This window comes from Streptomyces sp. NPDC049585 (genome assembly GCF_040675615.1).
In the GTDB taxonomy this organism is placed as follows: domain Bacteria; phylum Actinomycetota; class Actinomycetes; order Streptomycetales; family Streptomycetaceae; genus Streptomyces; species Streptomyces luteosporeus.
On the sequence record NZ_JBFAPE010000015.1, the window covers coordinates 58,440 to 69,470 of the forward strand.

At 74.0% G+C, this 11,031-nt stretch carries 11 protein-coding genes; 5 read left to right on the forward strand and 6 right to left on the reverse strand.

Annotated features, from left to right (window positions below; genetic code table 11):
* Positions 1–21: 21 nt before the first annotated feature.
* Both AB0K17_RS17530 and AB0K17_RS17535 read right to left on the reverse strand, forming a co-directional pair.
* On the reverse strand, positions 22–897 hold the full coding sequence (locus AB0K17_RS17530; protein ID WP_365983455.1) for a hypothetical protein: 876 nt from the start codon (positions 895–897) through the stop codon (positions 22–24).
* On the reverse strand, positions 890–1,552 hold the full coding sequence (locus AB0K17_RS17535) for a hypothetical protein (RefSeq protein ID WP_365966258.1): 663 nt from the start codon (positions 1,550–1,552) through the stop codon (positions 890–892). The genes AB0K17_RS17530 and AB0K17_RS17535 overlap by 8 nt, the downstream gene beginning before the upstream one ends.
* Positions 1,553–1,812: 260 nt before the next feature.
* Here AB0K17_RS17535 and AB0K17_RS17540 point away from each other — a divergent pair, with 260 nt between their 5' ends.
* Complete coding sequence (locus tag AB0K17_RS17540) at positions 1,813–2,460, forward strand: 50S ribosomal protein L25/general stress protein Ctc (protein WP_365966259.1); 648 nt, start codon at positions 1,813–1,815, stop codon at positions 2,458–2,460.
* A gap of 76 nt (positions 2,461–2,536) precedes the next feature.
* Here the strand turns inward: AB0K17_RS17540 and AB0K17_RS17545 are convergent, their stop codons facing one another.
* Positions 2,537–3,397, reverse strand: coding sequence for a universal stress protein (locus AB0K17_RS17545; RefSeq protein ID WP_365966260.1), 861 nt, complete (start codon positions 3,395–3,397; stop codon positions 2,537–2,539).
* 182 nt (positions 3,398–3,579) lie between these two features.
* Here AB0K17_RS17545 and AB0K17_RS17550 point away from each other — a divergent pair, with 182 nt between their 5' ends.
* Positions 3,580–4,626: a zinc-dependent alcohol dehydrogenase family protein gene (locus AB0K17_RS17550; protein ID WP_365966261.1), complete on the forward strand. Its 1,047-nt coding sequence runs from the start codon at positions 3,580–3,582 to the stop codon at positions 4,624–4,626.
* Between the two features lie 15 nt (positions 4,627–4,641).
* On the opposite strand, the gene AB0K17_RS17555 is transcribed toward AB0K17_RS17550, so the two are convergent.
* Positions 4,642–5,214 (reverse strand): hypothetical protein, encoded by a 573-nt coding sequence (locus AB0K17_RS17555; RefSeq protein ID WP_365983456.1) that lies wholly within the window; start codon positions 5,212–5,214, stop codon positions 4,642–4,644.
* A 170-nt stretch (positions 5,215–5,384) separates the two neighbouring features.
* On the opposite strand from AB0K17_RS17555, the gene AB0K17_RS17560 reads away from it, so the two are divergent.
* Positions 5,385–6,080, forward strand: a complete 696-nt coding sequence (locus AB0K17_RS17560) for a response regulator transcription factor (RefSeq protein ID WP_365983457.1) — start codon at positions 5,385–5,387, stop codon at positions 6,078–6,080.
* Between the two features lie 60 nt (positions 6,081–6,140).
* Complete coding sequence (locus AB0K17_RS17565) at positions 6,141–7,484, forward strand: MFS transporter (RefSeq protein ID WP_365966264.1); 1,344 nt, start codon at positions 6,141–6,143, stop codon at positions 7,482–7,484.
* Between the two features lie 480 nt (positions 7,485–7,964).
* Here the strand turns inward: AB0K17_RS17565 and AB0K17_RS17570 are convergent, their stop codons facing one another.
* Both AB0K17_RS17570 and AB0K17_RS17575 read right to left on the reverse strand, forming a co-directional pair.
* The gene (locus tag AB0K17_RS17570) at positions 7,965–9,614 is read right to left on the reverse strand and encodes a GAF domain-containing protein (RefSeq protein WP_365966265.1); all 1,650 of its coding nucleotides are present in this window, start codon (positions 9,612–9,614) and stop codon (positions 7,965–7,967) included.
* Positions 9,615–9,720: 106 nt separating this feature from the next.
* A complete protein-coding gene (locus AB0K17_RS17575) occupies positions 9,721–10,452 on the reverse strand; it encodes a L,D-transpeptidase (RefSeq protein ID WP_365966266.1) in 732 nt (243 codons plus the stop codon).
* Positions 10,453–10,564: 112 nt separating this feature from the next.
* Here AB0K17_RS17575 and AB0K17_RS17580 point away from each other — a divergent pair, with 112 nt between their 5' ends.
* The gene (locus tag AB0K17_RS17580; RefSeq protein WP_365983458.1) at positions 10,565–10,936 is read left to right on the forward strand and encodes a hypothetical protein; all 372 of its coding nucleotides are present in this window, start codon (positions 10,565–10,567) and stop codon (positions 10,934–10,936) included.
* Positions 10,937–11,031 lie beyond the last annotated feature (95 nt).

Consider the following 11,031-nt stretch of genomic DNA (forward strand, 5'->3'; position numbering starts at 1 on the left):
GCCCGGCGCGCCGGCGCGGCGTCAGGACCAGGGGCCGAAGGGCACCAGGTCGGGCCCGGTGGCGTGCCAGTCGTCGCCGCCCTCGCTGACGCGGTGCAGCAGGTGGCCCGCGTACCAGACGACGATGTCCTGGCCGTCGGTGGACTCCCCCGAGACGTACGCGGCCAGGCCGTCGTCGGCGGCGCTGCCCTGGCGCCCGTAGCGGTCCTCGGCCGCCCGGTAGCGCAGCAGCCACAGATCGGCGGTGGAGAAGGCGTCGGCGGTGCCGTCGGCCGCGCCGGGCAGCAGGTGGTAGCCGCGGCCGCTGTCGAGGTCGAGCACGGCCCAGCTGCGCCGGGAGCCGGCGTTCTTCACCCGGCTGGTCTCGGTGCGGAAGGGGTGCCAGCCCGGCCCCCAGCCCTCGTCGGGGGTGTAGGTGTTGTACTCCAGCAGCAGGTCGCGCGCGGCGCCGTCGATGTCGAAGTCCAGCCGCCAGTAGACGTGGTGGCGGTGGTCGAAGGGGCACTGCAGGCCCGCGCTGTAGAGCCGGGGCATGACCACCCCGTTCTCCCAGAACACCCAGCGGTGGGTGAGCCGGTAGGCGCCGATCGTGTGGTACGACTCCACGCTCAGCGCCCGCAGGCCGCCGGCGGTGTAGGAGTAGACGCACACCCTGCTGCCCGGGCAGCGGGAGGTGGGGTGGGAGTTGTCGTAGTTGAGCGGGTCCTTGTACGGGCCGCAGGGGCCGGAGTACTGCACCCGCAGCGAGGGCAGGCTGGCCTTGTGGAAGACCTCGTGGCCCCGGTAGGCGGCGCCGAGGACGACGATGCCCTCCTCGTCGGGGGCGTCCGCCAGCCGCCAGTCGAAGGTCCACAGCGGGGCCTCGGGGGGCCAGCTGACCCGGCCGGACTCACTCATCGCCGCCTCCGCCCGTCCCCAGTACCCGCTCCTCGCCGAGATCGACCACCAGCCGTACGTCCGGCATGCGCCGGGCCGGCGAACCGAACCCGACGTACGCGCGGCGCCGGCCGTGGTGCTCGTCGCCCTCGCGCACATCGCTGGTCAGCAGCACCATCGGCACCGAGCCCTGCGGGGCGCGGCGCGCCGCCTCGCTGTGGGCGCGGGCGATCGCCACGGCCCGGTCGGCCTCCGCCGGGGACAGTGCCGGCTGCACGGCGCTCTCGGCCATGGCCAGCAGCAGCGGCGGGTCGCCGTCGGCGAGGGTGAACTCCAGGGCACGCTCGTCGGTGTAGTCGTAGGCCAGGACGAACAGACCGGGCAGGGCGGGCGCCTTGGCGTCGGCGAGGCGGGCGGCGCCCAGGAAGACGTAGCGGTGCCCGTCGAGCGCCGAACGGGCCCCCTGATCGGCGAGGATCGCGGGGACGGCCCGGTCCAGCAGGTCCTCGGCGGACGGGACGGCGAGGCGCTGCCAGGCGACCGGCTCGGCGGGCGCGGGCGCGGGCGGCGGTGCGGGGATGTCCTCGATCGCCGGCTCGACGACGGCGGGGAACTCGGGGAGGCCGGGCCGGTCCGGCGGCGGCCCCAGGCGGATCTGCGGCGGCTGTTCTGGCATGGACCGAGCCCTTCGCGTGGCCGAATGCTGCGGCGTTCCGGCGGTGTTCCGTTGGCATTCCGATGTCATTTCGATCGTTTCACCCGGATTTCCCGACGTCACCGGCGCCGTGGGGCGCACCGGGAGCACGTCACGGCGCCCGCACTCCGGCGTACGGGGCCCATTCGGGGACGCGGGTCGGCCGAATGGCGCAGCAGCGGGATATCCGGGCGCCGTCGCCGGTTACAACTCCCCGGAGTCCGAACGCGAGGAGTCCCGCCATGGCCGAGGTAAAGCTTGCCGCCGAACGACGCACCGATTTCGGCAAGGGCGCCGCGCGCCGCATCCGCCGCGCGGACAAGGTCCCCTGTGTCATCTACGGCCACGGCGCCGCCCCCAAGCACATCTCCCTGGACGGCCATGCGCTGTGGATGGCCCTGAAGACGCCGAACGTCCTGATCCGCCTCGACATCGAGGGCAAGGGCGAACTCGTCATCCCCAAGGACGTCCAGCGCGACCCCCTCAAGGGCTTCCTCGTCCACGTCGACCTGCTGGCCGTGCGCAAGGGCGAGAAGGTCACCGTCGAGGTACCGGTCCTCACGGAAGGGGAGCTGGCGCCGGGCGGCAACCTGCTGGAGCACATGCTCGACAAGCTCCCGGTGGAGGCGGAGGCCACCCACATCCCGGAGTCCTTCACCGTCTCCATCGAGGGCCTGGAGGCCGGTCACACGGTCCGCGCCGAGGACATCGACCTGCCCCGCGGCTGCTCCCTGGCGGTGGACGGCAGCACGGCCCTGCTGCAAGTGGTCCTGGCCCAGGCGGAGGAAGTCCCGGAGGAGGAGGAAGTCGAAGCGGCCGAGGCCGCGGAGGGTGCAGCGGCGCCGCCGCCGGCGGAGGAGGAGCCCGCCGCGGGCGGCGAGGAGGGCTGAGCTCGGGGGCCTCGGCCCCTGCACCCCTACGGGGCGCCGTGAAAGAGGCCCGCCGCACCGCTTCACCCCGCAGGGGTCAGTCGTGGGGGACCACCGCCACCGGGCACCTCGCATGGTGGGCGCAAGCCTGCACCACCGCGTCCAGCCGCGGCCGCAGCGCCGCCCGCTGCCGCCGGCGGCCGACGATCAGCAGGTCGGCGCCGTCGGCCGCGTTGACGACGGCCTGTGCCGGGCTCTCCAGGCGGACGGTGTCGACGACGGTGACGTCCGGGTACGTCTCGCACCAGGGCCGCAGTGCCGCCGTGAGTTCGCGTTCCGCGTCGCGACCGATGTCCTGGGCGATGTCGGGGTCGACGCCCCAGGGGGCGTACGCCTGGACGGGCAGCGTGCGTCCGTGGACGACGCGCAGCGGCACGCCCCGTGCCGCGGCGGCACAGAAGGCGAAGCCGAGCAGTTCGTCGCAGCGGCCGCGCAGGCTGATGCCGGCCACGACGCCGCCGTGCGGGTGCTGCTCGCCCATGCCGGCGCGTACGAGGACCACGGGCCGTTCGGCGCGCCCGGCGACGTGCAGGGCGACGTCGCCGAGGAAGAAGCTCTGCATGCGGGCCAGGCCGCGGGAGCCGAGCACGACCATCTCGGAGCGGCCGGCCGCGTCGAGGAGCGCGGCGGCGGGTTCGTCGGAGACGAGTTCTTCGACAACAGGCAGTCCGGGAAAGCGCTCGGTGATCTCCGTGCGGGCGGCGCCGAGGATGCGTTTGGCCCAGTGGTCGCGGTCCCGCTCGGCGGGGAGGCCGGCCGGCTCGGGCACGTGCAGGATCCACGCGTGCAGCAGGTGCAGCGGCAGGGCGCGCCGGTCGGCTTCGGTGGCCGCCCAGTGCGCTGCGGCCAGGCTCTCGGGGGTTCCGTCGAGTCCGACGGTGACCGGTGCGGGTTCCATGGCGGGCACCTCCGTCGTGTCCGGCGTCCGGGGCTTCCCTTCCAGTGTCGGCCCGCACGGGGCGGCGGCACGAGCGGGCGGCGGCGCCCGCGGCCCGCCCCCGGCGTGGGCGGGGCCTGCGCGCGCCTTGCCCCGGTGGCCGGCCCGGCGCACCGTGGAGGGGATGGGCGGAGGTGAGCGTGATGACCGAGCCGCAGGCGGCCGGCACCGGCGGCCCGGCCGACACGTGGGCCTGGGTGGTCGACCGTCCGGCTGCGGTCGGGCGTGGTCCGCTGCGGCGGGTGCGCCGGGCGCTGCCGGGGCTGGGGCCGGCGGATCTGCTGGTGAAGGTGCGGGCGTGCGGGGTGTGCCGTACGGATCTGCATCTGGCGGAGGGTGACCTGCCACCGCGTACGCCGTGCTGCACGCCGGGGCACGAGGTGGTGGGCCGGGTGCTGGCGGCGGGTCCGGAGGCGGAGGGGTTCGCCGCCGGTGACCGGGTGGGCGCGGCGTGGCTGGCGAGCACGTGCGGGACGTGCGGCTACTGCACGGCGGGGCGCGAGAACCTGTGTCCGCGGTCGCGCTACACCGGCTGGGACGTGCACGGCGGGTACGCCGAGCATGTGGTCGTCGATGCCCGTTTCACGTACCGGCTGCCGGAGGGTCCGCCGGACGAGGAGCTGGCGCCGCTGCTGTGCGCGGGCATCATCGGCTACCGGGCGTTGCAGCGCGCGGATCTGCCGCACGGGGGTGCGCTGGGCATCTACGGCTTCGGCGCGTCGGCGCATCTGACGGCCCAGCTGGCGATCGCACGGGGGGCGACGGTGCACGTGCTGACCCGGTCGGAGGACGCACGGCGCCTGGCCCTGGAGCTGGGCGCGGCCTCCGCGGGCGGCGCGTACGACAGCCCGCCGGTGCCACTGGACGCGGCGATCCTCTTCGCTCCCGTGGGCGAGCTGGTGCCGGCCGCGCTGTCGGCCCTGGACCGTGGCGGGACGCTCGCCGTCGCCGGCATCCACCTGAGCGACATCCCGTCACTGACGTACGACAAGCACCTGTTCCAGGAGCGCACGCTGCGCAGTGTCACCGCGAACACCCGGGCCGACGGGCGGGCGTACCTCTCGGAGGTGGCCCGCCACCGGCCGGTGGTGCACGTGCAGCGTTACCGGATGGGCCGGGCCGACGAGGCCCTGGCGGATCTTGCGGCCGACCGGGTCACGGGGGCGGCGGTGCTGGTGGCCGAGGAGTGATACGGGGGGACGTGTTCACGTACGGGCGAGGGCGTACGCGAGGAAGGCGACCGTCTCCGCGGCCAGGGCGAGGGCGGCGGCAGCGGTGACGCGGCCCAGGAGCCGGCGGTAGCTGCGGCCGTGCATGCGCCGGGCCTCGGCGGTGCGGGCGACGAGCACGGCGGGTGCGAGGACGGCGGCGTGGACGGCCGCCCACCAGGCGAACACGGACGGGCCGGCGGCCGGGTCGGCGATCGCGTACGGCCCGCCGAAGCACAGTGCGGCGAGGACGCTGAGCGCGCCGTGGACGGCCAGACACCACTGCCAGGTGTCCGGGCGGCGGCGCCGGGCGGCGCTCCAGCGGGCGGCGAGCACGGTCAGCACGGCGCCGGGGGCTCCCACGGCGCACAGGACCAGGACGAAGGGAACGGCGCCGACGGTGCCGAGGACCGCCCCGGCGGCGCTCTCGGTGAGCCTGCCGGCGGTGTCGTGGGCCCGGCGCGCCCCGTCGGCCACCCCGAGGCCCGCGCCGGCGAGCATGGTTTCGGTGGCCAGCGTGACCGCCGCGGCCCACCAGCAGGAGCGCAGGCTCTGCAGGCTCTCCACCATGTCCTTCTTCCTCTCCCCTCCTGGCCGGGCCCCGATCATCCCCGACGGGGCGGGACGGCCCGGAGGCGGCCCCCTGGGCCGTTCGGCCCATGGCGCCGCCGGGCGACAGTGGATGATCATGGTGGGGCAGGATGGCGAGCGGACGGACCGTACGGACGAGGAGCAGGACAGTGGAGCAGCCCGATCGTTCGAGGGTGTTCTCCGGCGAGGAGCCGGTCCGGGTGTTCCTGCTGGACGACCACGAGGTCGTCCGGCGCGGCATCCGTGACCTGCTGGAGGCCGAGGAGGACATCGTGGTGGCCGGCGAGGCCGGCACGATCGAGCAGGCCCTGGCGCGCGGCCCGGCGGTGCGTCCCGACGTGGCGGTGCTGGACGTCCGGCTGCCGGACGGCGACGGCATCTCGGTCTGCCGCGAACTGCGCTCGCGCATGCCGCAGCTGGCGTGTTTGATGCTGACCTCGTTCGACGACGACGATGCCCTGCTGGACGCCATCTTCGCGGGGGCGGCGGGCTATGTGCTCAAGCAGATCAAGGGCTCGGACCTCGTCGCGGCGATCCGTACGGTCGCCTCCGGCCAGTCGATGCTGGACCCGGCCACGACGACGCGGCTGATGAACAGCCTGCGCGGGGAGAACGGGACGACGGGGGCCGAGCCGGAGGACGAGCGCCTGGCGGCGCTGTCGCCGCGCGAGCGGGAGATCCTCGACCTGATCGGGGAGGGTCTGACGAACCGTCGGATCGCCCAGCGGCTCTTCCTGTCGGAGAAGACCGTGAAGAACCACATCTCCCGCATGCTCGCCAAGCTCGGTGTCGAACGCCGCATCCAGGCGGCCGTCATCGCCACGAACCGCCCGTCCTCCGCCTGAGCGGTCCGCGCGGCGGAAAACGCTGTGACAGGGGCGGGGCGCTGCCGCGACGATCCCGCCATGAACACGACGTACGACACCTCCTCCGGGGCCGGCCGCCGCTTCGGGGTGCTCCGGCAGCGGGACTTCCGCCTGCTGTGGGCCGGCGAGTCGGCCAGTGGCCTGGGCAGCAGCATCACCACGATCGCGCTGCCCCTGACAGCCGTGGTGGTGCTCCACGCGGGCAGCCTCGCGGTGGGCGTGCTGGCGGCCGCCGTCTGGCTGCCGTGGCTGGTCGTGGGACTGCCCGCCGGTGCCTGGGTGGACCAGCTCCGCCGGCGGCCGGTGATGATCACGTGCAACCTGGTCTCCGCCGCCGGGTACGCCTCGGTCCCGCTCGCCGCCTGGTTCGACGTGCTCACCTTCGCCCACCTGCTGGTGGTGGCGCTGCTGTGCGGCGCCTCGGCGGTGTTCTTCAGCACGGCGTACCACGCATACCTGCCCGCCGTCCTCGACGAGCGCGACCTGCTGGAGGGGAACGCCAAGCTGCAGGGCAGCGAGGCCGCCACTCTCGTCCTGGGGCGCGGCGCGGCGGGCCTGATCGCCGACGTCGTCGGCGCGGTCACCGGACTGCTGGTCGACGCGCTGACATTCGTGGTCTCCACCGTGTGCCTGCTGCGGCTGCGGGTACGCGAACCGGCACCGGCGCACCCCGCCGACGGCCTCACCCTGCGCCGGCAGATCTCCGAAGGCCTGCGCTTCGTCGCCCGTGACCCCTACCTGCGCCCGATGGTGACCTACGGTGCCGTGCTCAACCTGGCCCTGATGGGCTATCAGGCGGTGCAGATCGTCTTCCTGGTCCGTGCGGTCGGGGTGGACTCCGCGACGGTGGGCGCGCTGGTGATGGCCGGCAGCCTGGGCGGCGTGCTCGGCGCGTTCCTCGCCACCGCGGTCGGCAGGCGCCTGGGAACCGCGCGCGGCACGCTCCTGCTGCAGCTGTGCACCGGCCCGTTCGCGCTGCTGCTGCCGCTCACCACGCCGGGTGCCGGCCTGCTGTTCTTCGCGGTGGGCGCCTTCATGGTCTCGGCGGGCGTCGTGGCCTGCAACGTCGTCCTGGGCGGCTTCCGCCAGCGCTACTGCCCGCCGCACCTGCTGGGCCGGGTCGTCGCGACGACGATGGTCCTCAACCACAGCACCATTCCGGTGGGTTCGGTGCTGGGCGGCTGGCTCGGCGGCCTGCTCGGGCCGCGGGTCGCCCTGTGGGTGATGGCGGGGCTGCTCGCGCCCTGCTGGCTGATCCTGGCCCTGGGCCCCCTGCGCAGGCGCCGCGACCTGCCCGAGGCGTACGAGGAGGAGCCGGCGCCCGGCCTCGCGGGGGCCCGGGGCGCGATGACCGCACAGCGTTCAGGTGCGGGGTGTCAGTGACGCCAGTGCGGTGGGCTGCGCCGCGTCGGCCGCGGCCGGGCCGCGCAGAAGTGCGGCCAGGTCGCGCAGAAGTGCGGCCAGGTCGCGGGGTGGTGCGTGCTCCGTCGTCGGAGCCGCTGCCGCGATGCGGTCCGGCCGGAAGCCCCGGCCCGTCCGGCGCGTGCGGCACCAGGCGATGAGGGGAACACCCGTACCCCCACGCCGCCGGGAACGACGCGGTCCCGGCCCTGCGGCAGGCGCACGGGTGGTGTGTCGCCACCGAGGCGATTGCGGTGAAGGGTGGCCAAGGTGGCGGCGTCCGGCACCCCTTCGCGCGCCGGGCGGCCCGCGGCCGCGGCTTCGCATTCCTTGTTGACGGCCAGGGTCTCGGCGAGGCAGTCCCCGTCGGTGATCACCATGCCGCCGACGATCGCAGCCGTCCGCGACAGCGCTCTGTCACCGTTTGCCGGAGAGCTGCGTCACATCGCCGTCACATCGCCGTCACATCGCCAGGGGAATCCGCCAGGTAAGCCTCGTACCTCTGTCGCCGACCGGGTCGAGCGAGAGCCGGCCGCCGTGCCGGGCCGCCCGCTCGGCGAGGTTGCGCAGGCCGCTGCGGCGGTCGCCGTCCGCAGGCATGCCGACGCCGTCGTCGGTGACGGTCAGCTCCAGGTGCCGGCCGTCGTTGACCACCGCGACGTCCACGGACGAGGCACGGGCGTGCCGGGCGACGTTGGCCAGCGCCTCGCCGAGCACCGCCAGCACGTCGTCGGCGGCCTCGCGCGGCACCTGGGTGTCCAGCAGCCCTTCCATGCGCAGGCCCGGGGTGAAGCCGAGCAGCGTTCCGGCCTCCCCCACCGTCCGGACGAGGCGGGTGCGCAGGCCCTGGCGGGACGCGGTCTCGCGCGAGCGCAGCCCGAAGATCGTCGACCGGATGATCTTGATGGTCTCGTCCAGGTCGTCCACCGCGCGCCGCACCCGCTCCCCGGCCTCCCCGTGGTCGATGAACCGCTCCGCGCTCTGCAGCGTCATGCCCGTGGCGAACAGCCGCTGGATCGCCAGGTCGTGCAGGTCGCGGGCGATGCGGTCGCGGTCCTCCAGCACCGCGAGCTGCTCGGCGTCCGCACGCCGCTCGGCCAGCTCCATGGCGACGGCCACCTGTCCGGCGAAGGCGACCAGCGGCCCCAGCTCCTCGTCCCGGAACGCCGGCCCGCCCCGCGCCCGTTCCAGCTGCAGCACGGCCCGTACGGCGTCCCCCGACGTCAGCGGCACCGCCACGGCCGGGCCACCGGGCCCCTCGGCCCGGACCGGGCCGCCGCCACCGGCCAGGGCCCGAAGCGCCGGGCCGTCCTCGGGCAGCGCGGTGCCGCGCAGCTGCGCGCCCCGCTCCCCCACCACCGCCTCCACCGCGAGGGACTCCCCGCCGGGCAGCGGCACGGCGACGACGGCCAGCTCCGCACCGGTGATCTCCTTCGCCCGCTCGGCGATCAGTCCGACGGCCTCCTCCGGCCGCCCGCCCGACATCAGACGGGTCGTCACCTCCGCGCCGGCCGCCAGCCACCGCTCGCGGCGCGTGGACTCCTCGTACAGCCGCGCATTGTCGATCGCCACCCCGGCCGCGACGGCGAGCGTGGCGAGCACGGCCTCGTCCTCGTCACCGAAGTCCGCCCCGTCGCGCTTCTCGGCGAGGTAGAGGTTGCCGAAGACCTGGTCGCGGACGCGGATGGGCACGCCCACGAAGGTGTTCATCGGCGGATGCCCGGGCGGGAAGCCGTACGAGGCGGGGTGCGCGGAGATCCGCGACAGCCGCAGCGGCTCCGGGCGGTGGATCAGCTCGCCGAGGATGCCGTGACCGGACGGATAGGGCCCGATGGCCTCGATCTCCGCCTCGCTCACGCCGACCGTCAGGAACTGCGAGAGCGTCCGCCCGTCCGGCCCGATCACCCCCAGCGCCCCGTACCGGGCGTCGACCAGGGCCGCGGCGGCCTCGACGATCCGGCGCAGCACCTGTTCCAGCTGCAACCCGCGCCCGACCGACAGCACGGCCTCCAGCAGGTGGTGCACCCGGTCACGGGTCCCGCGCGCGGCGTCGATCCGCGCCTGCAGCTCCTCCAGCAGCTCGTCCAGCCTCAGCTGGGGTAACCGCACCACCGCTACCGCTCCTCCTCGCCCTGTGCCCTTGCGGAGAACACCGTATCCGCAGGCGGGAGGGGGCGCGGGTGCGGGCCGGCACGGAACGTCCGCCGGCCCGCAGGGATCACGTCCCGGGCTTGCGCCCGTACACGTACACGTCGTCGCCGTTCTTGAGCAACGACCAGTACGTCTTGGCGTCCGCGCGCCGCATGTTGACGCACCCGTGCGAGCCGGGCGCCGACCACACGCTGCCGTCGATGGAGTGGAACGCCTGCCCGCCGTCGAAGAACTGGCTGTAGGGCATGCGCACCTTGTAGATCGTCGACCAGTGGTCGATGCTGCGCCAGTAGATCCTCTTGAGCCCGGTGCGGGTCTCGTACCCGTCACGCCCGGACCGTATCGGCACCGGCCCGAACTTCAGCTTCCCGCCGTCCTGCACCCAGCTCAACTGCCGGGTGAGGTCGACGCACGCTATGCGCCCCTTGTTGGTCGGGCACTTGCCGGCGGCGTTCGGATTACTGCCGGCGGCGCGCTGCCGGTCGACGACCTGCATCACGTCCCACGTGACGGGGCCGGCGTAGCCGGCGGCGGGGCTGATGCCGTGGTCGAGCTGGAAGTCACGGATGGCCCGGCAGTCGGCCTGCGACTGCCGCCCGTCGACGGGCCGCCCGAGGAACCGTTCCGCCTGCTTCTGGTACGGCCCGGCACTCGCGGTGCACGCACTACTCGCTGCCTGAGCCGTCCCTGTGCCCGCCACGACCCCGACCGGCACGGCCAACGCGACGGCACCCGCCACCACCCCGGCGGCGCGCGCGGCCGCGCGACATCTCGCTCTGCTGCTCGCTGAGTTCACCATGTGCAGTACGACTACTGGGGAGCGGCGTTGGTTGCGCGAAAAACAGCTCGCCGCACGGCGCTCTGCCCGGCTACGGTTTCCCACCCCCACCACTGGCCCCGGAGAGCACACCATGCCCACCCGCCCCCCGACAACAACCCTGTGGCGCCCCACCGGCCCGGTGGAGCTGGACCTGGTCCGCGCCCTCGACTGGCGAGCCTGGCCACCGCGCCTGCCGGAGCAGCCCATCTTCTACCCCGTCCTGAACGAGGACTACGCGATCCGCATCGCACGCGACTGGAACGTCAAGCACGACGGCGCGGGCTACGTCACGCGCTTCGAGGTGGAAACGGAATTCGTGAGCCGCTACCCGATCCAACAGGCGGGCGGCAGCACGATCCTGGAACTGTGGGTGCCGGCGGAGGAGCTGGAGGAGTTCAACGCGCACATCGTGGGCCGCATCGAGGTGCTCCACGAGTTTCGCCCGCGCGTTGAGCACGACTGATTCGCAAAAGTTACGGTCACTGACATCCCCCAAAAAAATTCCAAGAGGCGCCCTCTCCAACTAAAGAAAGGGCGCCTCGACGGCGTTTACGATGC